Here is a 22,432-nt window from a genome sequence, read left to right as displayed (position 1 = left end):
CACTTAAGGCTTGCAGCCGTACTGCCCTTTTTTGCTGTTCTCGAAATAGCTCAAATCGCCTTTGCACACCGGCTTCACGGCGGGGAATGCGGTCCCGGCCTTGGCAGCACAGGTGAAGGTGCCGGTTTTGGCGTTGAGTTTGCCGGACAGCTTCCACGGTTTCTCACACACCGATGCAGCCGTCAACGTAGCAGAAGCGACAGGCGCCGCGGCAACGGCAGTACCAGTCACCGTGATGTCGACAGCCCTCTCTTGGCCGCCACAATTAGGGTGGTTCTGAACGTTTTTACCGCCCAGTGTGACATGGTAGGAGCCCGGCTTGTCAAAGGTGCGGGTGATCACCAAAGGAACCGGCGTGTTGACGTTGCTAACGGCGTCTTTGAAAGTGCCATCCCCAAAGCCCACCACGAATCCGCAGTAATTGGCGTTGATCACATCAATGTTAGCCGTGATGGTCACGGGCTCGCCCACTTTGACGTTGGTGGACGAAGCCGTGATGGCGCCCAGCAACTGGGCATGGGCTGCGCCTGCGAGCAAGAGGCTTGCGGCGGCCAGAATGGAAGCGAGGGTACGTGATGTCATAGGGCGGTCTCCAAAGGATTGCGAGCCGCTGCACCCGGCTGGCCAGCGCGCTACAACCGTCATTGTGTGACTTGCTCGCGCTTGCCGCTAGGGGCTGATTGGCCGCTTTTGCAGCGAAACCGGCTATCTGTGAACTATGTCAGCCCCTGATGCGGACTTATTTGGCAAACAAACGGCCGATGTCAGAAAACGCTTTCACCTCGATCGCATTGCCCGAGGGGTCCAGGAAAAACATCGTCGCCTGTTCACCCGGCTCGCCTTTGAACCGGATGTAAGGCTCAATCACGAACTCAATGCCTTGCGCTTGCAGGCGTGATGCCATGGCCTCCCAATCCGCCATGGGCAACACGATGCCGAAGTGGCGTACCGGCACGCCATGGCCATCGACCGCGCTACGGGCCGCGCTACCGCACTCCCCGGGCGCGAGGTGGGCCACGATCTGGTGCCCATAAAAATTGAAGTCGATCCACTCCGGTGAGCTGCGGCCCTCGGGGCAGCCCAGCGTTTCGCCATAAAACCGGCGTGCAGCTGCCAGATCGTGCACCGGGAAGGCCAGATGAAAAGGCGACAAAGGCGCTGGGTTAGTCGCGGGCACCGGCATCACGACAGCAGTAGATTCAGACATACAGACCCTTCAAAAAAAAGAACAGGCTCAACCGCCGGGGTGTGCTGCCACCGCCGCTTCCAGTGCGTCGATAAACATGACCGGCACATTGAAGCCTGTCTGGTCGGTGATCTCCTGGAAGCAAGTCGGGCTGGTCACATTGATCTCCGTCAGGCTGTCACCGATGATGTCCAACCCCACCAAGAGCAAACCACGCGCAGCCAGAATCGGGCCCAAGGCTTCTGCCACCGCACGGTCGCTGTCGGAGAGCGGCTGGGCCACTCCTTTGCCTCCGGCAGCCAGATTGCCACGCACCTCACCCCCCTGGGGAATGCGGGCAAGGCAAAACGGCACCGGCTTGCCGCCGATGACCAGCACCCGCTTGTCTCCCTCGCTGATGGCGGGCAAGAATTTTTGCACCATCAGGGTCTGAGCGCCGTCTTTATTGAGTGTCTCGATGATGCCGCCCAAGTTCAGGCCATCGTCTTTGACCCGGAAGATGCCCATGCCGCCCATGCCGTCGAGCGGTTTCAAAATGATGTCGCGATGCTCGGCATGGAAGCGGCGCACGTCCTCAGCATCCCGTGTCACCAGCGTCGGGCCGATGAACTGGGGAAACTCCAGAATCGCCAGCTTTTCGGGATGATCCCGCAAGGCGCGCGGCTTGTTGAACACCTTGGCGCCCTCGCGCTCGGCTTGCTCGAGCAAATGGGTGGCGTAAAAAAACTCGCTATCAAACGGCGGGTCCTTGCGCATCACCACACAGTCGAAATCTTTGATGGCCTGTGGGCGTTCGTCCGGCTTGCTTTGGGCTGCGGTGAACCAAACATCGGGCTCACCCGTCAGCGTGATGTCGCGCACATAGGCGGTGACCACACCGCCGCGCTGCCACATGATGTCTTTGGGCTCACAAGCGCTGATGCGGTGACCGCGCTTTTGGGCCTCGCGCATCATGGAGAAGGTGGTGTCTTTGTAGATCTTGAAGGATTCCAGCGGATCTGCCACGAAAAGAATGTGCATGCTCTCTCTTTGCAAAAAGTTGGAGGCCCGCCAAAGGGCAGCCCCAGAGCCCCGTCAAGCCTTGCTCGGGGGCACACGGCCTGTATGTTGCACCAAAAGCGCCAACACGCCGGCCACCACACCCCAAAAGGCCGAGCCCACACCGGCTATTACTACCCCGCTCAGCGTGACCAGAAAAGTAATCAGGGCCGCCTCGCGGTTACGCTCGTCTTGCACCGCGGTGTGCAAGGCGCCACCAATCGTGCCCAACAACGCCAACCCGGCAATCGCCGCCACCAGCTCTTTAGGAAAAGCCGTGAGCACCCCGGTGATGGCAGCACCGAAGAGGCCGATCACCAGATAAATGGCGCCGCAAGACGCCGCCGCCGTGTAGCGCCGCTCCGGCCGGGCATGGGCCTCCGGCCCCATACAAATGGCGGCGGTAATCGCGCTGAGATTGAGCGCGAAGGCACCGAAAGGGGCCAGCACCAGCGTCATCAGCCCCGTGAGGGTGATGACTTTGGAGACGGGGATACCGGCATCGCCCCCTTGCGCTCGGCGGTCTGCAAAGCCGGCGGCCTGAATGGCTGCAACACCCGGCAAATTCTGCGAAGCCATGGTCACCACAAAAAGCGGCAGCGACATGCTGACAAAGGCCGCGAGCGAAAAAGCTGGAGCAACAAGGGCATTGTGAAGCCAAAATGAATGTCCGCGCTGATGAATTCAGCGCGAGCAGCTACAAAAATAATAGCAATCAACAGCGTAAGAGGCACCGCATAACGGGGCGCCCAACGCTTGCCCGCGAGGTAGGTCACCAACATCAAACCCACCAAGGGCAAAGCGGTCTGGGCCGCCGCGAAGCCTTGTAAACCGAAACGTGCCAAGACACCGGCCAGCAAGGCAGAGGCCAACGACAAGGGGATCTTGTTCATCACCCGCTCAAACCAGCCAGTCGCCCCTGCCACTGTGATCAAGACGGCACACAGAATGAAAGCGCCTACGCCGTCCGCCATGGTGAATCCGCCTGCAGTTGCAGCCGTCGCAAGCACCGCGGCGCCCGGTGTACTCCACGCCACCATCACCGGCTTCTTAAGCCAGAGGGAGGGGACCAAGGTGCAGAGCCCCATGCCGATGCCCAAGGCCCACATCCACGAGGCCACCATCTCCGGCGTGGCTCCCAGCGCCAGCGCTGCCTGGAACACGATCGCCACCGAACTGGTAAAGCCCACCAATACCGCCACAAAACCGGCCGTGAAGGCCGAGAGACTCAAGTCTTTGAAAAAATGCATAGGCAGATTGTCAACGACCTGAGGAGCTGCGGAGCGGCAGTGCTACGCCGCTCAGATTTCGATTTTGGAACCCAGCTCTACGACCGAGTTGTTGGGCAAATTCAAGAAGTCGGCAGCGCCACTCGCGTTGTGGTGCATTTGTGCAAACAGCTTTTCGCGCCACGGCGCCATGCCCTGCCCGAGGGTGGGCACTACCGTATCGCGCGACAGGAAGTAGCTGGTGGTCATGGCATCTAAAGTACAACCGCGACCCCGCATTTGCTCCAGCGCCTTGGGCACATCCGGGTCGTTCTTGAAGCCGTAATTGATGATGACTTGCCAGCAATCGTGCCCGAGCGACTCGATCTGCAAGCGCTTGTCCAGACCAATCCAAGGCACCTCATGGCTCTTGACCGTCACAAACAAGTTGTTGGCGTGCAAGACTTTGTTGTGCTTGAGGTTGTGCAACAACGCATTCGGCACGCTGCCTTTATCTGCCGTCAGAAACACGGCTGTACCCTCGACCCGCGCTGGTGGACTGACAAAGACAGCCTCCAGAAAACTCGAGAGGTCCAGTGAATCAGCACGCAGTTTTTCATTGAGCAGTCGGCGGCCATCTTTCCAGGTCACCATCAGCGTGAAGATCGCGCCGCCGATTGCCAGTGGGAACCAGCCACCTTCAAAGAACTTGAGCAGGTTGGACGTCCAGAAGGCGAAGTCCACCACAAAGAAAAACCCGGTCGCACCAATGCACAGCCACAGCGGGTACTTCCAGTTGTAGCGGATCACGTAAAAAGTGAGGATGGTGGTGATCAGCATGTCGGTACACACCGCAATGCCGTAGGCAGCTGCCAGATTGCTGGACGACTTGAACATCACCACCGCCAGCACAATCGCCACAAACAAGCCCCAATTTACAAATGGCATGTAAATTTGGCCGGTGTCTTTGACGCTGGTGTGGTCGATGCGCAAACGGGGTAGATAGCCCAGTTGGATCACCTGCTTGGTCACCGAGAACGCGCCCGAAATCAAGGCCTGCGATGCAATCACGGTGGCCATGGTGGCAAGGCCGACCAGGGGCAGCAAGGCCCAATCAGGCGCCATCAAATAAAACGGGTTTTTGACAGCATCCGGGTAGTCCAGCAACAACGCGCCTTGACCGAAGTAATTCAGGGTGAGTGCCGGCATCACGATAGAAAACCAGGCGAGGCGGATCGGTTTTTTTCCGAAATGGCCCATATCGGCATACAGGGCCTCTCCGCCGGTCACGCACAAGACCACCGCCCCCAGAATGATGAAGGTGGTGCCGGGGTTGTTCCACATAAAGCCCAGGGCGTAATGCGGGCTGATCGCCCACAAAATCCGCGGCTGGTCAATGATGTGGCTCACGCCCAGTACAGCGATGGTGACGAACCAGACCACCGTGATCGGGCCGAAGAACTTGCCAATGCCAGCTGTGCCACGCTTTTGCACTGCAAACAGGCAAAACAAAATCACCAGCGTGAGCGGAATCACAAAGCGCTTAAAACCCGGAGATATCACCTCCAGCCCCTCCACCGCCGACAGCACTGAAATGGCCGGAGTGATCACCCCGTCGCCGTAGAACAAGCAAGTGCCAAAAATGCCCAACAGCAACAATACGCGGCGCAGTTGAGGTTTGTCTTTGACCGATTGAGACGCCAAGGCCAACATGGCCACCAGCCCGCCTTCGCCATGGTTGTCGGCCCGCAGGACTAGCACCACGTATTTGAGCGAAACGATGACCGTCAGGGTCCAGAAGAAGATGGAGAGAATTCCGTAGATATTCTCTTCCGTGAAGGGGACATGGCCGGAGCCAAAAACTTCTTTGAGCGCGTACAGCACACTGGTACCGATGTCGCCATATACAACGCCGATGGCACCAAGCGTGAGTGCCGCGAGAGACGATTTGGATGCTGACACAAAAACCCCCAGCCTGCATGAAGCGCCGGGTTCCGTTCCTTGAGGGACCACTATTTTGCGCTTTGTAAACGAGTGGGCAAGTACTAAACACGCGTTTCGCGGGCTTTTTCGCTCCGTGTTGCAGTGCAGCAACTGGAGACCTCAGAAGCCCGGCAGGACTTGACGAGGGTCAGTCGTAGCGTTCTGCGTCGGGGTCCGTGGCTTCCAATTCGTAGCTGGCTGCCAGCATCGCAAGACGGCCGATCACACCGTACATGTAAAAGCGATTTGGCGCGCTACCGCCGGGGCGAACACCCGGCTGAGGTAAGTGCGTACTCTCCGCGAAAGCCAATGGTACGTAGCTGGAGCCAGGGGCGCTAAGGTTTTCGTCAACCCCGCGCTCCGCGTGCATCCGGTAAAAACCACCCACCACATAGCGGTCCATCAGGTACACCACGGGCTCGGCTACCGCATCGTTGACGCGCTCATTAGTGAGCACGCCTTCTTGCAAAATCAGCTCCAGCGGCTCCGGCCCGGCTTCCAGCTCCGCTCCCATTTTGCGGAGTTTGGCCTCTAAATCTCTGGTGTCACGCACCGAAAGAATGGTGTTGCCACTGGTTCGGTTATCGGCTTTGATGACTAGGAACGGCTTTTCCTTGATGCCGTATTCCTTGTACTTCTTTTTGACTTTGGCCAGCATTCCATCAACGCGCGAAACTAACGCCGCAATCCCTTCAGGGCTCTGCAAGTCCACCACACCGTAGGGTTCAAACATGGGCGTCATCAGCCAGTGGTCTACGCCGATCAATTTGCCAAAGCGCTTGGCGACCTCTTCGTAGCAGCGGAAATGGGTGCTCTTGCGGCGGGTTGACCAGCTGGCGTGAAGGGGTGGCAACAGGTACTGCTCGTGCAGATCTTCCAAAATTCCGGGTACACCGGCCCGCAGATCGTTGTTCAGCAGGATGGTGCAAGGGTCAAAGTCTTTCACCCCCAAACGGCCCTTGGTCCGCACCACCGGGTCCAAAGTGATCGAATCGCCATCCGGCAAATCAATTTTGGTGCTCTTCTTGATATCAGCGCTGATCGAACCGATCCGCACATTCAAACCCGCCATATTGAAGATGCGGCCCAGCTGCGCCAGATTCATCAGGTAATAGGTGCTGCGCAAATTGTTGTCAGGAATGATCAACAGGTTGCGGGCCTCGGGGCAAATCTTTTCAATTGCTGCCTGGGCCGCCTGCACCGCCAAAGGCAACATGGCGGGGGTCAGGTTGTTCCAGCCACCGGGGAAAAAATCGGTATCGACCGGCGCGAGCTTGAAGCCCGCGTTGCGCACATCAACGGCGGTATAAAACGGCGGCGTGTGCTCCATCCACTCCAAGCGGAACCAACGCTCGATCGCGGGCATGGAATCCAGGATCCGTTGCTCGAGTTCATTGATGGGACCGGTCAGCGCTGTAATGAGATGGGGAACCATGGAGTGGCTTTCTTTATTTGAATGTTACTACGCAGTTTACAACACGACCGACAAGTGCAGCAAGTTCCATTCCGGTCATTATTTGCACAATCTGCACAACCTGCGCGGACATGCATCGGGGCTCAGGTTCGGACTTCACCCTCGCCCAACACCACATATTTCAGCGAGGTCAGGCCCTCGATACCCACCGGACCCCGAGCGTGGAATTTGTCGGTACTGATGCCAATCTCTGCACCCAAGCCGTACTCAAAGCCATCGGCAAACCGGGTGCTGGCGTTCACCATCACACTGGCAGAGTCCACTTCGCGCAAGAACCGCTGGGCGTGCACGTGGTTGGTGGTGAGTATGGCGTCGGTGTGGTGGCTGCTGTACCGGTTGATATGGGCAATCGCTTCGTCCACGCCATCTACCACCTTCACGCTGACGATGGGAGCCAGGTACTCCTCATACCAGTCTTGCTCGGTGGCATCTGTGACTTTGGCACCGGCTATGCCCTCAAGAATGGCCCGCCCTTCGGCGTCGCATCGCATCTCGACGCCCTTGTCCGCATAGATTTTGCCGATCAGCGGCAGAAACTGAGCGGCTACACCGCGCGCCACCAGCAGACCTTCGGTCGCGTTGCAGGGGCTGTATTTATTGGTTTTAGCGTTGTCGGCAACCTTAACCGCCATGGCAATGTCGCAAGGGTCGTCCACATAGGTGTGGCAATTGCCGTCGAGGTGCTTGATGACTGGCACCTTGGCATCGCGGCTGATGCGCTCAATCAGCCCCTTGCCACCGCGGGGGATGATCACGTCCACAAACTGCGGCATCGCGATCAACTGGCCCACCGCCTCACGATCGGTGGTTTGCACTAGTTGCACCGCATCCGCAGGCAAGCCGGCTTCGGTCAGGGCCTGCTGCACCAGCTTGGCCAAGGCTTTGTTGGAGTCAATCGCCTCCGAGCCCCCGCGCAAAATGCAGGCGTTGCCGCTCTTGATGGAGAGGCTCGCGGCCTCGATGGTCACGTTCGGCCGGCTCTCGAAAATCATGCCGAACACGCCGATGGGCACCCGCATCTGACCCACGCGGATGCCGCTGGGCTGCTGCTTCATGCCAATGATTTCGCCGATCACATCGGCCATGGCAGCCAGCTGCTCGCAGCCTTCAGCACAGGTCTCTAGCACTTTGGGCGTGAGCTTGAGGCGATCCACCATCGGCGCAGACAGGCCGTTGGCCACGACCCGCTCAATATCCTTGGCGTTGTCCACCTGCAGTGCCGCAGTGTTCTCGCGGAGCAGACGGGCCAAAGCTCGCAGCGCTACGTTTTTCATAGCGGACGGCGCACGCGCCATGAGGGCGGATGCCACTTTTGCTTGTGAACCAAGGGCCAGGGTGTATTCGGTGGTGTTGGTGGCGTTCATGGTCTGATTTTCGCAGAACACAGAAAGACCCGATCCAGCCCCGCCTACCCCTTGCCCAGACTGCCCGACCAGCGCTCCAGATCCTGCACCACACCGCCCAAAGCCAGCGCATCCACCACCACCGCAGACCACACCGGTGAGGCCACACGCACGCCGGACTGGAACAGTGCTTCTTGCATGCGCTGCTGGATCTGGTGCTGCCATTGGGCAGCATCGGGAATTCCGCCCAAAGAGGCGAGCACCCGCTGCTTGGCCTCCACCATGCCTTGCACACGCATCAGCCGCAGCAGGCGCTGCTGCATCTCAGCTTGGGCAGACAAACGGTCGGCCTGTCGGTGTATCGCTTCATTAAGCAACATCTCAGTCACCAGTGCCTCGTCCTGGCAAGCGCGTGTCCAGACAATCTCACCCTCGAAGTGCTGCAAACTGCGTTTGAAAGCGACTGAATTGGCGTTCAGCGCATGGGTGTGGAAAAAGCAGAACCCACGCTCATTCCACTGCTGGGCCTCCAAGCGGTGCCAATCGGCCTCACGCCGGTAGTGCAGTCGTATGGAGATCTGGTTGTGGCGCTGCACATGCCGCTGGGCGGGGTTGGCATCGGTCACAGATATCTCCTGCCGGTGCCCTAGCGACGCAAGCCGCCGGCTGATGCAGGATGGGCTTGGCCGCCGCATAAAGCGCACACCTGCAGGGCCAGCCGGTGCAGGGCTTGCCAGCCACTGGCTGGCCAGGCGGGCTGCTTCAGGCCTTTGACAATGCCGTCCACCACATGGGCGGACTGCAAGAGTTCTGCCAAGGTGCGCTCAGACAGTTTGGGCAGCACCCGCTCGAACAGGCGTTCTTTGGCGCCCCAGATGCGGTTTTCGCGCAGGGCCATCGGCAAGGGTCGCCCCTGGCCCATGGCGTCTTTGACCCGTTTCAGGGAGCGGATATCTTCGGCCAGGGTGTAGTGCACCAGCACTTCGGCCTCGCCTTCGGCCTGCAGACCATCGAGCATGCGCTGCACCCGGGCTGCCTGGCCGGCGAGCACCGCTTCGGAGAGCTTGAACACGTCGTAGCGCGCCACATTCAGCACGGCGCTTTCGACCTGGGCAAGCGTCAACACGCTGTCACCGGCATCGGCCGGATACAGCAGGCCGAGTTTTTGGATTTCCTGGTGCGCAGCCAGCAGGTTGCCCTCCACACGGTCGGCAAAAAACTGCAGGGTGCGCTGCCCTTCTTCACCTGCGGCCACCCGCTGCCCCTGGGCGCCCAGGCGCTGGGCAATCCACTGCGGCAAGGCGTTGCGCTCAATCGGATCGACCTGGAGCGAAATGCCATAACTCTCCAGCGCGGAGAACCAAGCGCCGGACTTGGTCATCTTGTCCAAGCGCGGCAGCAAGACGATGGTGAGGGTGGAGTCGTTGCCTTGCGCGGCTTCGGCCAACTGCTGCAGCGCAACGCTGCCGTCTTTGCCGGGCTTGCCGCTAGGGATGCGGATTTCCACAATTTGCTTGTCTGCAAACAAGCTGAGCGAACCGCCTGCGGCGAGCACCTCGCTCCAATCGAAGTGGGCACCGGCTACGGTGTGCGAGGTTCGCTCGGTGTAGCCTTGGGTACGGGCCACGGCGCGGATTGCATCCAGCGCCTCTTGCTGCAGCAGCGGCTCATCACCGTGCAAGGTGTATAGGCTCTTGAGCCCGCGTTGCAAATGGTTCTGAAGTTGGTGGGCCGCGACTTGCATAGGGTGGTGAGTTTACTTGGCACACCGGCCCTTGCACAGCCGCGGTGCAGGGCCTAGGCGGCCAGCCCCAGCGTCGCAGCCGATGGCGCCAGTACGGTACACAGCAGCGCGGTCGCCGCGCGGGCGGTCTGCCCCCCAAAGTCGCGCAGGGGGTTGTACTCGGTGAGCTCCATGGCCACAAACTGCGGATCGTGGCTGCAGCTGTCGAGGGCCAGAAGCGCATCCGCTAGGCGAATGCCCTGCTCCACTGGCGTGCCGGTGCCGGGCGCATCGCGCGGGTTAAGCCCATCGAGATCGAAGCTGATGCCCCATCCCGCAGTGCCCGTAGACGCAATAGCCCGGGCCTCGGCAAAGCAGGCGGCAAACCCGCGCTCCAAGACCTCAGGCATGTACATCACGCGCACGCCCAATTGACTGAGCAAGGCCTGCTCAGCCGGCTCGTAACTGCGGGCACCGATGATGGCGACCTGCGAAGGCAACAACTTGCCGCGCCAGCCAAATACATCCGTCATCCCCACCGAACCGTGACCCAACAGCGCTGCCAAGGGCATGCCGTGGGGGGCTTGGGTATCGGAGGTATCGGGGGTGTGGGCATCGAGGTGCGCGTCGATCCAGACCAGCCCCACTCTGCCTTGGGGGCGCAGATGTTCTGCTACGGCACTCCAGGTGCCTACTGCACACGAATGGTCACCGCCCACCACCAGGGGTTGCTGCCCGTGGCGCAGCACCTGTGCAACCGTGTGGGCTAGGTGCTCCGAGAAGCCTTCAATCGCACCCAAGCGGCTGCTCGCCAGCATAGGCTGGGCACTCACCGTCTCGCCCCAGGTGACGGTACGTCCGGTCGCTGCCAAAGCGCGTTGCAGACCATGCTCATTCAGGGCGTTGGAGCCCCATTTGCATCCGCCATCACTGGCGCCCTCGCCGACCGCTGCGCCGACGATGTGTAACACCGGCTGGCTCATGCGGCTTTGCGCAATGGCGCAGGAACGGCGGTGGCACAGGCGAACAAGTCTTTGGGATCTGCCAGGTCGGGCACCAGTTGCACGGTGCTGCCTACGCCCAGCTTCTGCGAGAGTGCATGGACATAGCGCAGGGCCGACAAATCCTCCAAGGCAAAACCCACCGAGTCAAACAAGGTCACTTGTTCGGCGTGGTCCCGGCCCGCAGAGTGGCCAGCCAGTACCTGCCAGAGTGGGTGGGTCACAAAGTCGGCAGGCATCTGCTGCAGCTCGCCCTCGATGCGCGTCTGGGGTTCAAACTCCACGAAAACTTTGGCCTGATTCAGAATGGCGGCCGCCAGCTCGGTCTTGCCCGGGCAGTCGCCACCCACGGCATTGAGGTGCATGCCCGGCTCGATCATGTCCGCCGTCAGGATGGTGGCATTGGTTTTGTCGGCGGTGACCGTAGTCACAATGTCGGCGCCGCGCACCGCTTCACGGGTGGAGGCACAGCGCACGATGGTCAGCGCGCCGGACTCGGTGTAAGGACGCAAATTCACCACCAGCTTGTCGGTAGCGCGAGCGTCTACATCAAACACGCGCAGCGTGGTGATGCCGAGCTGCGTCATAAACGCAATTGCCTGGAATTCGCTTTGCGAGCCATTGCCGATCAGCGCCATGGTTTTGCTATTCCGGCGGGCCAGCACTTTGGCCGCCATGGCCGAGGTCGCAGCCGTCCGCAAGGCGGTGGTAATGGTGAGCTCGCTGAGCAACTCGGGGTAACCGGTGGCCACATCGGCCAGCACGCCAAAGGCCATCACGGTGGACAGGCCTTGCAGCGGATTCTTGGGGTGGCCGTTCACATACTTGAACGCGTACAACGCACTGTCGGACACCGGCATCAGCTCGATCACACCGTTGGTGCTGTGGTTGGCGGTGCGGGGGGATTTGTCGAAGTCCTCCCAACGCAAAAAGTCTTCACGGATGGTCTGGGCCATCTCGGACATCATGGGAGCCAGACCGTGCTGGCGCACCAAGGCTTGCATGTCATGGACGTCGATATAGCGGGTCATGGGCTTCTCCTCAGGGCAAAGTGCCGCGAGGGGATGCGGATTCCGCATCTACCGCAACGCCGGCAGCTACACCTAGTCTAGGCCTGCCAACAGGGAGTTAAGCGACGAAGTCGGGCTGGCAAAGCGCGCAAACCGCTGTCGACCTCGAATGCCACTTCCGAAACGGAATTGCCCGCTATCAGCGGGTGGTGCGGACCATCAGAGGGAAGCCGGCAAACTCTTTCACGGTTTGCAGCTCTGTGCTGGTCACCACCTTGTCGACACCCAGACCGACATCGTCAATCCAGGTATTGGTGAGCTCACGGTAGTGGTTCAGGTCGCGGCAAGCCAGGCGGACCAGATAGTCGTAGCGGCCACTCACCAGGTAGCAAGCAATGACTTCCGGACAGGCCACCATGGCCTGCTCGAAGCGCTGCACGGTGGCCTGGCGCTGGTCCTTGAGCGCGATTTCGGCAAACACCGACACATGCTCACCGATGGACTGGCGTGCCAGCAAGGCGCGGTAACCCTCGATGTGCCCTTCGTCCTCTAGCTTGTGAATCCGGTTCAAAGTTGCTCGGGCCGACAGGTTGACCACCTCTGACAGGGCTTGCGCACTCATGCGCCCGTCGCGCTGCAGCAACTCCAGCAGGGTGTGATCGACCCGGTCCATGGCCGCCCTAGGGATTCAGATTTTTCACAGCCGCAATACGGCGCAGCAACTGCTGCACGATATCGGACTGCATATCACGGTAGAGCAGCACCTCTTCCGCCTCTTTGGCCAGCACGGCGGACTCGTTAAAGCTAATGTCCCGCTCCTGCAAGATGTCGGTAGGCTCGATCAGGTCACGGCCTTGCGAGGTGCGCATCCGAAAAAGCACCTTGATCCGCAATTGGTATTCGCGCACCTGGCCGGAGGCGTTGAGGGCCACGATCACCTTTTCGCGTGTTTCACCCAAAATATCGACGATCACCTCAGGGGCCACTCCGCCCGCAGGCGGCGCCACCGGCCGCACCATGTCGCCCAGGTAGCGGCTGAGCTCCGAGGCCACCGCCGCGCCCTTTTCGGGCGTGACCGCAATCGTCTCAAAAGCGTAGTTTTGTTTGCCGCGCAGCTTGAAGCCGCAGCCTCCCAGCAGGGCAGCCACAGGCAGCGCAAAAAGCGATCGGCGTTGCAGCATCGTGATCAGACGACGATGTTGACCAGGCGACCGGGCACCACGATGACCTTCTTGGCAGGAGCGCCAGCGGCATGGCTTACAAACACGTCACTGGCCAGCGCAGCGGCTTCGATGGCGCCCTTGTGAGCGCCTGCCGGTACACGCACCGCGCCGCGCAACTTGCCGTTGATTTGCAGGACCAGCTCGATCTCGTCTTGCACCAGAGCCACTGCATCCACTTGGGGCCAAGCCGCATCCAGCAGGTCACCCAGCGCGGAGGCATAGCCCAACTCCGACCACAAGGCGTGGGAGAGGTGGGGCGTTGCCGGGTACAGGCAACGCAGCAGAATGCCGAAGCCTTCGATCAAGGCCACTTGTGCACCGGCGCTGTCCATAGCCTTGAAGCCTTCTAGCGCGTTGATCATTTTCATCGCACCCGACACCACCGTGTTGTATTGCATGCGCTGGTAATCGAAGTCCACCTGCTTGAGCACGGTGTGCATTTCCAGTCGGAGGGCTTTGGCCTCTTTGCCGAATTCCACGTCATTCAGGCTCTTGGCGCCCGCTACGCTTGCGCGAGCAGCTACAGAATCCATAGCAGACAGTTTGTAGCCGAAGTTCCAGACACGGCGCAGGAAGCGGTAGCTACCTTCCACCGCCGAGTCGTTCCACTCCAGCGTGGCCTCTGGGGGCGAGGTGAACATGGTGTAGATGCGGGCGGTGTCTGCGCCGTACTTGGCGATCAGCTCTTGCGGGTCCACACCGTTGTTTTTGGACTTGGACATGGTGCCCACGCCCTCGTAGTCAATCGCGGTGCCCACTGGCAGCAGGCCATCGGCGCTGTCCACCGGGTTGATGAGCTTGGCGCCCACCACCTTGCCGGCGGCGTCCTGCACATGTTCCACGTCATGCGGCCAGAAATACTCCTTGCCGCCCTTGGCTGTTTTGCGGGAGTAAATGTGATTGAGCACCATGCCCTGGGTCAGCAACTTGGTGAACGGTTCGTCCACCTTCACCAAGCCCAGATCGCGCATGACCTTGGTCCAGAAGCGGGCGTACAGCAAGTGCAGGATGGCGTGTTCGATACCGCCGATATACTGGTCCATGCCGCTGCCGCCCGTGGCCAGGGCTTGGTCGCGCATCCAGTAATCGGTGCCGCCGGCCACCATGGCGTCGGCGTTCTTGGGGTCGCAGTAACGCATGAAATACCAGGACGAGTCCACAAAGGTGTCCATGGTGTCGGTCTCGCGGCGGGCGGGCTTGCCGCACACGGGGCAAGTCACACCGGCGTGGAAGCCTTCGTGCTTGTGCAGCGGATTGCCAGAGCCATCGGGCACGCAGTCTTGCGGCAGCACCACGGGCAGGTCTTTCTCTGGCACCGGCACGGCGCCGTGTTCATCGCAATGGATGATGGGGATCGGCGTGCCCCAGTAACGCTGGCGGCTCACACCCCAGTCGCGCAGGCGCCAAGTGGTTTTCTTCTCGCCCAGGCCTTTGGCAGCAAGCAGTGATGCAACTCTGTCGACCGCTTCATTGAACGAAAGCCCATTCAGTTCGCCCGAATTAATTAGCTCCCGTTCGCACGATTCCCGCCGATCATCTGGTTTGAGACCGTACCACTCCATCCATTCACCCGCCGGCTCCACGCGCACAATGTTTGCTCCGGGCTCTGCGTTTACTCCCCGAGGCGCATCCGAGATCGGGCCATGCAGTTGATAAACAGACTTTATTTCAATGCCGTATTTCTTGGCAAACGCAAAGTCGCGCTCGTCGTGCGCAGGCACACCCATCACAGCACCATCGCCATGGCCCATGAGCACATAGTTGCCGACCCACACCGGCACTTGCGCGCCGGTCAGCGGGTGGGTCACAAACAAGCCGGTGTACAGGCCCTTCTTCTCTTGCGTGGCCAGTTCGGCTTCGGTGGTGCCACCGGTCTTGCATTCTTCAATGAAGGCCGCCAGCGCGGGATTGTTAGCAGCTGCGTGCGCCGCCAGCGGGTGCTCGGGCGCCACAGCGCAGAAGGTCACACCCATCACGGTATCCGCACGGGTGGTGAACACGTACATGCGGCCGTCGCCGATCAATACCCCAGTCGAATCTTTGATGTCGTGGGTGAACGCAAAGCGCACACCCTCGGACTTGCCGATCCAGTTTTCCTGCATCAGGCGCACACGGTCGGGCCAGCCGGTGAGCGTGGCCTTGTCGTTGCCCATCTGCACATGGTCCAGCAGCTCTTGCGCGTAATCGGTGATCTTGAGGTAGTAGCCAGGAATCTCGCGCTTTTCGACCACTGCACCGGTGCGCCAGCCCTTGCCGTCAATCACCTGCTCATTGGCCAACACGGTCTGGTCCACCGGGTCCCAGTTCACGACCTGGGTCTTGCGGTAGGCGATGCCTTTTTCCAGCATCTTCAAGAACAACCACTGGTTCCATTGGTAGTAATCGGGATCGCAGGTGGCGACCTCACGGCTCCAGTCGATGGCCAGGCCCATGGCCTGCATCTGGCCCTTCATGTAAGCGATGTTCTCAAAAGTCCATTTAGCAGGGGGCACTTTGTTCTTGAGCGCCGCGTTTTCGGCGGGCAGACCAAAGGCATCCCAGCCCATGGGCATGAGCACGTTGTGGCCGTTCATGCGCAGGTAGCGGGCCAGCATGTCGTTGATGGTGTAGTTGCGTACATGGCCCATGTGTAGCTTGCCGCTGGGGTAAGGCAGCATGGAGCAGGCGTAGAACTTCTTCTTGGGCTTGCCGTCCACGCCCACGGCGTTTTCGGTCACACGGTAGGCGGTATCGCCATTCCACAAAGGCTGTGCCCAATGGGCTTGCGCGGCTTGTTCTACGTCGAGGTGCTGGTACTTGTCTTGCATGGGGAGTGAGCAGCAATGGCGCTGCCGAATAGAGAGGCTTGGTACGATTTTAGGCGCTGCACTGCGCCCTGGTTCAGGGAGCTGCTGTAGCCCGCGGTTCGGCCACGAATCCGATCTTGCTCAGACCCGCTTTTTGGGCCAGCCCCATCAACTCCACCACCCGCCCATAGGGTACGGTGGAGTCGGCGCGCAACTGGACTTCTGTTTGGGGGTTGCGTTTGGCGGCCTCTTCAAATGCTTTGCCGACAGCAGTCTGGTCGAGCGGCTGCTCGTTCACATACACCTGCCCTGCAGGATCCACGGAAACCGCTATAAATTGAGGAGCATTGAGCGCTTGTCCTCCTTGGGCTTGCGGGAGATTTACCTTGACAGCGCTCACCATCAAAGGTGCGGTGATGATAAAAATCACCAGCAGCACCAGCATCACGTCGATCAGCGGCGTCATATTGATGTCGCTGATCGGCTGGGGAGTATTGGAGCGCTCCAGGCGGCCAAAAGCCATGGTCAGGCCCCGTTGCCGCGCGTGAGCAGCAACTCACGCAGATCCAGCGCAAAGCCTTCCAGATCGGCCTCGATGCGCCCGATCAGCCGACCAAAAATGTTGTAAGCCAACACGGCAGGAATCGCCACTGCCAAGCCTGCGGCCGTCATGATCAGCGCTTCGCCGACGGGCCCTGCGATTTTATCGATACTGACCTGGCCACCGCCCGTGATACCGACCAGCGCGTGATAGATACCCCACACCGTGCCCAGTAGCCCAACGAAGGGGGCGGTGGAGCCCACCGTGGCCAACAGCACCTGCCCAGCCTGGAGACGCTGCAGCACACCATGCAATGCATCGCGCAGCACCCGGGTGAGTTGCTGCCCGCGATCACCGGCACTCGCCAGGGTACCCGGCTGTTGAATTTGAGACGCCTGCACCAAGGGAAGCACCAAGCGCTCGCGGTCAAAAGCCGGTAGGGCAAGCAAAGCGCCCTGCACATCCAGTGACTGCCAAAAGGCGGCTGTACTGCGGGACACGTCGCGCAAGGCCCGCTGCAAAAGCCAGCCCTTCCAGAAAATCACAAACCATGCGACCACCGACATGCTGAGCAAAACCAGCGCAACACTGGTGTGGATCGCATCCCCTTGGAAGATGATTTGCAACACACTCATTTCAAATTGAGTACATCGAACATGTCATACAACCCGGGCGCGCGGCCAGCCAAGAAGCGCACCGCACGCAAACTACCCTGCGCGTAGGTGGCTCGGCTGGAGGACTTGTGGGTAATCTCAATCCGCTCGCCGGTACCAGCGAATAGCACGGTGTGGTCCCCCACGATATCGCCGCCCCGAATGGTAGCGAAGCCGATGCTGGAGGGATCGCGCTCACCGGTTACGCCATAGCGCTCGTACACAGCGCATTCCTTCAAGTCACGACCGAGGGCGTCGGCGATGACTTCGCCCATCTTGAGCGCGGTGCCGGAGGGAGCATCCACCTTGTGACGATGGTGGGCTTCTACGATTTCAATGTCATAGCCAGTGGACAGTGCCTTGGCCGCCATCTCCAACAACTTCAAGGTCACATTTACACCGACGCTCATGTTCGGAGCCATCATGATGGGGATGGACTTGGCGATCTCCGCGATTTCTGCCTTCTCGCTGTCCGTGAAGCCGGTGGTGCCGATCACTGCGGCCACCCCCAACTCGCGGCAGACCTGCAAATGCGCCAGAGTGCCTTCCGGCCGGGTGAAATCAATCAGCGCCTTGCTATGTTTGAGGCCCTCGCGCAGGTCGGATGTGATTAACACGCCTGCGGCCTTCCCCGAGAAAGCGCCTGCATCCAAGCCCAATGCGGCGCTGCCTGCGATATCCAATGCGCCCGCGAGTGTGCAGTCGTCTGCCGCGCGCACGGCTTCGATCAAAATTTGTCCCATGCGGCCGGAGGCACCCGCAATGGCAATGGTATGGGTCATGGTCTAACAGTTCAAAATGAGATCAAAGTCCACCGGGCTCCAACGGAGGATAGGCAGTGCTGGGGTTGGCGGAAGGCGGAGCAGAGGTGGCAGCACCTTCATCCCGCCTGGGTGCGGGGAATTTCTTCAGGGCTTCTTCAGAGGCAGTCAAGGATGGCACCGGACCCGCGACCACCTTCGAGCGCAGGGTAGACACAAACTCCGTTTCGCTGGGTAGCTCATCTGCTTCGATACGGCTGATCGCATCGTTGGCGAAAAACAAGGTGACCTTGCGGGACTGCGGCTCACTGCCTTGGCGCTTCAATGTGAACACATAGTCCCAACGATCTGCATGAAACACGCTGGTCAACAATGGGGTGCCCAGCACGTCTTGTGCGATCGCGCGCGGCATGCCCACACGCAATACGGCCAACTGCTCGCGGGTCACCACATTGCCCTGGACGATATCTATCTTGTAGGGCGTCAACACACCGAGCGCTTTGTCGCTGGAAGAGCGGACCGATCCGCATGCGCCCAGCGTTGCCAAAGACAAGACAACGGCGGTAGTCCGGAGACTACGGATGGATATAAGGGGCATGAAAATGTAAGAACGATATGATCGCGGCATTGTAGCGGTTGGCCCCAATTGGCCTGTCCGATGACCACGCCAGGAATGTGCTGATGAACAACATTGATGAACTGAAAAACACCGGACTCAAAGCCACTGTCCCGCGCCTGAAAATTTTGGAAGTCTTCCAGCGCGGCACCCAACGCCACATGACCGCTGAAGATGTGTTCCGGGTCTTGCTGCAAGAGCGCTCCGATGTCGGTCTGGCTACCGTGTACCGTGTGTTGACACAGTTCGAACAGGCCAGCATTCTCAGCCGTAGCCACTTTGAAAGCGGCAAAGCGGTCTACGAACTCAACGAAGGGCAGCACCACGACCATTTGGTGTGCCTGGACTGCGGACGCGTGGAAGAGTTTTACGATGCCGAGATTGAAAAGCGCCAGCAATCAGTCGCCAAATCCAAAGGCTTTGCGATTGCAGACCATGCACTGAGCCTTTACGCCCACTGCACCAAGGGCGACTGCCCGCACCGGAACGCTACGAACTAGTAGCCCTGCGCCATGGCTTTGCGATGGCGCTCCACAAATTCCTGGTAGGTATCGATACCGCGCAACTGCAAAATAGTATTGCGCACCGCAGCCTCTACCAGCACGGCAATGTTGCGGCCGGCAACCACCTGAATCACCACTTTACGAACCGGAATCCCGAGCACGTCTTGGGTGAGTGGCTCGTAGGGAATGCGCTCGTAATCGCGCTCCAGAGTTTCACGGCGAACCAGATGCACGATCAGCTTGAGTCGCATCTTCCGGCGAACCGCAGTCTCGCCGAATATTCCGCGAATATCGAGCAAACCGATCCCACGGACTTCCAATAGATTCTGCAAAAGCTCCGGGCAGCGACCTTCAATCGTGGTCTGGTTGATGCGAAAAAGGTCCACTGCATCGTCGGCCACCAAACCATTGCCGCGCGAGATCAGCTCCAGACCCAGCTCGCTTTTGCCTAAACCCGATTCGCCGGTAATCAACACTCCCAAGCCCAGAATGTCCATAAACACACCGTGCATGGACATGCGATCTGCAAAGTGCTTGGACAAATACGCCCGCAGCACGTCGATCACAAACGCAGACGACTCTTTGGTCGCAAACATGGGAATCTGCGCGCGCTCACACATGGCCAGCAGCGCTTGCGGAGCCACTTGCCCGTCGGCTAGCACCAATACGGGCGGCTCCAAGGTCACAATGCGTGAGATGCGGCGGGCGCAGTCCTCGGGGGTAGCATTGGTGATGTAGGTGATCTCACGTTCGCCCAGGATCTGCACGCGATAAGGGTGGATGTAGTTGAGGTAACCCACCAAGTCGGCACCGGACCTGGCAGCTTTGATCGCCACCTCGTCAAAGCGGCGCTCTGAAGCCCCCAAGCCTGCAACCCACTCCCACCGCAAATGCCCCCGGAATTCTTCGAAAAGGGCGTCAGCGCTAACGGCGGTAGGTTTCACGGCAGTACCAGGCTCGACAGCGGATAGTTATGCAGCTCTCGCCGATTGCCAGCCGGCAATCAAGCCGTGCAACTGGGTCGCGTCTGCGCAGCTGGTGATTTGCTCGCGAAGCACGGAATCACTGAGCAGCTCTGCAATTTCGGAGAGGATCTCCAAGTGCTTTTGTGTAGCCGCTTCGGGAACCAACAAAAAAATCAACAAGCTGACGGGCACATCATCGGGCGAATCAAACCCGATCGGGTGAGCCAGCTGGAACACAGCCGCCATCGGTGACTTGAGCCCTTTGATGCGGCCATGCGGAATGGCGACACCATGCCCCAAGCCGGTAGAGCCCAAGCGTTCACGAGAAAACAAGCTGTCCGTTACCAATGCCCGGCTGAGGCCGTGCAGGTTTTCAAACAGCAAACCCGCCTCTTCAAATGCGCGTTTTTTGCTGGTGACATCGACTTGCGCAAGTACTTGCGAAGGAGGGAGGATGGACGCGAGGCGGTTCATGGTAAGGAGCGGATTATGCACATAAAAAAACCGCCCGTACTAGGGCGGTTTTAGTGTCGTGGACCCAATTGCAACACTACATCAGGCGTTTAGGTGCCTCGTGATGGTGATTTTGCAAACGGTCTTTGTGCCGAACCACTTGGCGGTCCAGCTTGTCGACCAGATCATCCACCGCCGCATACAGGTCTGAGTGCGCGCTCTCGGCAAACATGTCGCTGCCTTTGACGTGGATGTTGCATTCGGCACGTTGCCGTCGTTCCTTTTCCTTTTGCTTTTCAACGGTGAGCAGAACCTTGACATCTACCACTTGATCGAAGTGGCGCATGATGCGATCGAGCTTGGTCGTGACATAACTACGCAGGGCCGGGGTAACTTCAAGATGGTGACCGCTGATCGTCAAATTCATAAATAACCTCCAGTTGCTCTCAGGGTTGAAAAAGCTTCATGCCACTCAGGCATTCAGCACTCAAACTTGTTCACCAAATTGCGGTCTCGTTGAACTCACTATGCGCCCGTTTCGGCCCAAATGCAAAAACTTTTTGTAATGCACCGCAACAAAAATGGACTTGTTCAAGACGGCTTGGCCAGACCCTGATGAAGGTTCAGTCTTCCTGCAACAAACACCGCTAAAACGCTGGCTACCGCACCGATCAAGGCGGAAAGCCAATAGTTCTGCACCAGGCCGGCAGCATCCCGGCTGATGATGTGCCCCCCCACCAACGCAGCCAAGCCCATGGCAGCGGATTGCACCGATGCGTTCAGCGTCATGAAGGTGCCCCGTAAAGCCGGGTTGGCAGCGGAAGTCACCATGGCCATGCCGGGAATCATGCGACCGCTGCCACACACAAAAAATAAGGTGGACACCAGCAAAGCGCCGGCCATTCCCACACGACCCAAAAGCGTCAAGCCCACTAGGGGCAACACGAATGCCAAGGCAATCGCGCGAAAGGTATTGAACTTGCCCCAACTATCCGCCAAGCCACCGAACCAGCGCGCGGTAACCAAGGTCGCAACGCCACCGCACAGGTACACATAAGGCACCTGATCCGCCCGCAAACCCACATTGGTTTGCATGAAGATCGTGATGTACGGGATGACAGTGAATCCTGAGAACATCAGCAAGGCTGAAAAGCTGAAGGCCTTGAGGTGGTTTCGATCATGCAGAACCTCCGATATCCGGCCCCAGGCAGATCCATCAGCTTGGCCCTGAAGGTGGCTATTCAATGCAGGCAGGGTCAAGAAAGCAAACACCGCAAACAGAACGCAGATGGCGGCGATCAAAAGAAACGGCATATGCCAACCAAACTGTGCCGCCAGAAACAAACCCAGAGGAACACCGGCCACCGTGGACACCGAGAAGGATGTCATCACAACACCCATGGCACGACCACGGCGCTCAAAAGGAATGACATCACCCACGATGGTTTGACTCAAGGCGGACAACACCCCGCCAAAAAGACCGGCAAACACCCTCGCGACCATCAGGGCCTCGTAACTGGGCGCAATGCCGCAAGCCAAGGTGGAGAGCGCAAACAAGCTGTACAACACCAACAGCAAGCGCTTACGATCAAACTTGTCAATATAGGTCGAGGCCAGCAGGCCGGATGCACCTCCCGCCAGCGTGTAGGTCGAGACCAACAGGCCGAACTGGGCGTCACTGATGCGGAACAGGCTGGTCAATGCCGGCCCGAGAGGCATCATGATCATGAAATCGAGGATGTTGGTGAACTGGATGCCCGCGAGCGTGATTAGCAGCCAGCGTTCACGCCGGGGAGTCAGAGAAGAGGGCATGGTGAAAAGAGTCTCGGTTGATCAGGGCGGGCGTTGACTCTAGCAGTCTGTGCGGTGCGATAATTTCTGCTTCTGAATTACCGGAGAGCACTCCTTGGAAACCTACCCTAGTCGGTAGCTTTCAACTCCCACCACTGCATCGGGGTTGAAAGC

Annotated in this window: 22 protein-coding genes and 1 pseudogene; 1 reads left to right on the top strand and 22 read right to left on the bottom strand. The window is 59.4% G+C overall.

Going from position 1 to position 22,432, the window contains the following annotated elements; translation table 11 throughout:
- Nucleotides 1–3 precede the first annotated feature (3 nt).
- The 18 genes and pseudogenes from U5L73_RS03785 to U5L73_RS03700 all read right to left on the bottom strand — a co-directional run bounded on the left by U5L73_RS03785 (nucleotide 4) and on the right by U5L73_RS03700 (nucleotide 18,528).
- A complete protein-coding gene (locus U5L73_RS03785) occupies nucleotides 4–582 on the bottom strand; it encodes a PKD domain-containing protein (RefSeq protein ID WP_322561105.1) in 579 nt (192 codons plus the stop codon).
- Between the two features lie 157 nt (nucleotides 583–739).
- Complete coding sequence (locus U5L73_RS03780; protein ID WP_416221276.1) at nucleotides 740–1,183, bottom strand: VOC family protein; 444 nt, start codon at nucleotides 1,181–1,183, stop codon at nucleotides 740–742.
- Between the two features lie 51 nt (nucleotides 1,184–1,234).
- Entirely contained in the window at nucleotides 1,235–2,206 is a 972-nt protein-coding gene (gshB, locus tag U5L73_RS03775) for a glutathione synthase (protein ID WP_322561103.1), read from the bottom strand.
- 54 nt (nucleotides 2,207–2,260) lie between these two features.
- Nucleotides 2,261–3,474: pseudogene (locus U5L73_RS03770) on the bottom strand (benzoate/H(+) symporter BenE family transporter).
- Between the two features lie 51 nt (nucleotides 3,475–3,525).
- Entirely contained in the window at nucleotides 3,526–5,394 is a 1,869-nt protein-coding gene (locus U5L73_RS03765) for a potassium transporter Kup (RefSeq protein WP_322561102.1), read from the bottom strand.
- Nucleotides 5,395–5,563: 169 nt separating this feature from the next.
- Nucleotides 5,564–6,850 carry a glutamate--cysteine ligase gene (gshA, locus tag U5L73_RS03760; RefSeq protein ID WP_322561101.1) on the bottom strand — a complete coding sequence of 429 codons (1,287 nt, stop codon included), beginning with the start codon at nucleotides 6,848–6,850 and terminating at the stop codon, nucleotides 5,564–5,566.
- A gap of 122 nt (nucleotides 6,851–6,972) precedes the next feature.
- Nucleotides 6,973–8,253, bottom strand: a complete 1,281-nt coding sequence (locus U5L73_RS03755; protein ID WP_322561100.1) for a glutamate-5-semialdehyde dehydrogenase — start codon at nucleotides 8,251–8,253, stop codon at nucleotides 6,973–6,975.
- 44 nt (nucleotides 8,254–8,297) lie between these two features.
- Complete coding sequence (locus U5L73_RS03750) at nucleotides 8,298–8,858, bottom strand: hypothetical protein (protein WP_322561099.1); 561 nt, start codon at nucleotides 8,856–8,858, stop codon at nucleotides 8,298–8,300.
- A 20-nt stretch (nucleotides 8,859–8,878) separates the two neighbouring features.
- Nucleotides 8,879–9,976 (bottom strand): DNA polymerase III subunit delta, encoded by a 1,098-nt coding sequence (gene holA / locus U5L73_RS03745; protein WP_322561098.1) that lies wholly within the window; start codon nucleotides 9,974–9,976, stop codon nucleotides 8,879–8,881.
- A 53-nt stretch (nucleotides 9,977–10,029) separates the two neighbouring features.
- Nucleotides 10,030–10,938: an arginase gene (locus U5L73_RS03740; RefSeq protein WP_322561097.1), complete on the bottom strand. Its 909-nt coding sequence runs from the start codon at nucleotides 10,936–10,938 to the stop codon at nucleotides 10,030–10,032.
- Nucleotides 10,935–11,987, bottom strand: coding sequence for an ornithine cyclodeaminase (locus U5L73_RS03735; RefSeq protein ID WP_322561096.1), 1,053 nt, complete (start codon nucleotides 11,985–11,987; stop codon nucleotides 10,935–10,937). The genes U5L73_RS03740 and U5L73_RS03735 overlap by 4 nt, the downstream gene beginning before the upstream one ends.
- A gap of 178 nt (nucleotides 11,988–12,165) precedes the next feature.
- Nucleotides 12,166–12,639: an Lrp/AsnC family transcriptional regulator gene (locus U5L73_RS03730; RefSeq protein WP_313874885.1), complete on the bottom strand. Its 474-nt coding sequence runs from the start codon at nucleotides 12,637–12,639 to the stop codon at nucleotides 12,166–12,168.
- A gap of 7 nt (nucleotides 12,640–12,646) precedes the next feature.
- Nucleotides 12,647–13,147, bottom strand: a complete 501-nt coding sequence (gene lptE, locus U5L73_RS03725) for an LPS assembly lipoprotein LptE (RefSeq protein WP_322561095.1) — start codon at nucleotides 13,145–13,147, stop codon at nucleotides 12,647–12,649.
- Between the two features lie 5 nt (nucleotides 13,148–13,152).
- Nucleotides 13,153–15,996: a leucine--tRNA ligase gene (gene leuS, locus U5L73_RS03720; protein WP_322561094.1), complete on the bottom strand. Its 2,844-nt coding sequence runs from the start codon at nucleotides 15,994–15,996 to the stop codon at nucleotides 13,153–13,155.
- 73 nt (nucleotides 15,997–16,069) lie between these two features.
- On the bottom strand, nucleotides 16,070–16,498 hold the full coding sequence (locus U5L73_RS03715; RefSeq protein ID WP_322561093.1) for a biopolymer transporter ExbD: 429 nt from the start codon (nucleotides 16,496–16,498) through the stop codon (nucleotides 16,070–16,072).
- Nucleotides 16,499–16,500: 2 nt separating this feature from the next.
- Nucleotides 16,501–17,151 carry a MotA/TolQ/ExbB proton channel family protein gene (locus U5L73_RS03710; protein WP_322561092.1) on the bottom strand — a complete coding sequence of 217 codons (651 nt, stop codon included), beginning with the start codon at nucleotides 17,149–17,151 and terminating at the stop codon, nucleotides 16,501–16,503.
- Nucleotides 17,148–17,951, bottom strand: a complete 804-nt coding sequence (dapB, locus tag U5L73_RS03705; RefSeq protein WP_322561091.1) for a 4-hydroxy-tetrahydrodipicolinate reductase — start codon at nucleotides 17,949–17,951, stop codon at nucleotides 17,148–17,150. Before dapB ends, U5L73_RS03710 begins: the two co-directional genes overlap by 4 nt.
- Before the next feature lie 22 nt (nucleotides 17,952–17,973).
- Nucleotides 17,974–18,528: an outer membrane protein assembly factor BamE gene (locus U5L73_RS03700; protein WP_322561090.1), complete on the bottom strand. Its 555-nt coding sequence runs from the start codon at nucleotides 18,526–18,528 to the stop codon at nucleotides 17,974–17,976.
- 83 nt (nucleotides 18,529–18,611) lie between these two features.
- Here U5L73_RS03700 and fur point away from each other — a divergent pair, with 83 nt between their 5' ends.
- The gene (fur, locus tag U5L73_RS03695; RefSeq protein ID WP_322561089.1) at nucleotides 18,612–19,046 is read left to right on the top strand and encodes a ferric iron uptake transcriptional regulator; all 435 of its coding nucleotides are present in this window, start codon (nucleotides 18,612–18,614) and stop codon (nucleotides 19,044–19,046) included.
- Here fur and hprK read toward each other — a convergent pair.
- The 4 genes from hprK to U5L73_RS03675 all read right to left on the bottom strand — a co-directional run bounded on the left by hprK (nucleotide 19,043) and on the right by U5L73_RS03675 (nucleotide 22,279).
- Nucleotides 19,043–19,993 (bottom strand): HPr(Ser) kinase/phosphatase, encoded by a 951-nt coding sequence (gene hprK / locus U5L73_RS03690; protein ID WP_296510778.1) that lies wholly within the window; start codon nucleotides 19,991–19,993, stop codon nucleotides 19,043–19,045. The genes fur and hprK overlap by 4 nt on opposite strands.
- Nucleotides 19,994–20,020: 27 nt before the next feature.
- Nucleotides 20,021–20,488, bottom strand: a complete 468-nt coding sequence (locus U5L73_RS03685) for a PTS sugar transporter subunit IIA (protein WP_313882472.1) — start codon at nucleotides 20,486–20,488, stop codon at nucleotides 20,021–20,023.
- 76 nt (nucleotides 20,489–20,564) lie between these two features.
- Complete coding sequence (gene hpf, locus U5L73_RS03680) at nucleotides 20,565–20,894, bottom strand: ribosome hibernation-promoting factor, HPF/YfiA family (RefSeq protein ID WP_313874876.1); 330 nt, start codon at nucleotides 20,892–20,894, stop codon at nucleotides 20,565–20,567.
- 164 nt (nucleotides 20,895–21,058) lie between these two features.
- On the bottom strand, nucleotides 21,059–22,279 hold the full coding sequence (locus tag U5L73_RS03675) for an MFS transporter (protein WP_322561088.1): 1,221 nt from the start codon (nucleotides 22,277–22,279) through the stop codon (nucleotides 21,059–21,061).
- Between the last annotated feature and the right edge of the window lie 153 nt (nucleotides 22,280–22,432).

Origin of the sequence: Rhodoferax sp. (assembly GCF_034520025.1) — a bacterium.
Taxonomy (GTDB): domain Bacteria; phylum Pseudomonadota; class Gammaproteobacteria; order Burkholderiales; family Burkholderiaceae_C; genus Allorhodoferax.
This window is presented reverse-complemented; position numbering and strand designations above follow the sequence as displayed.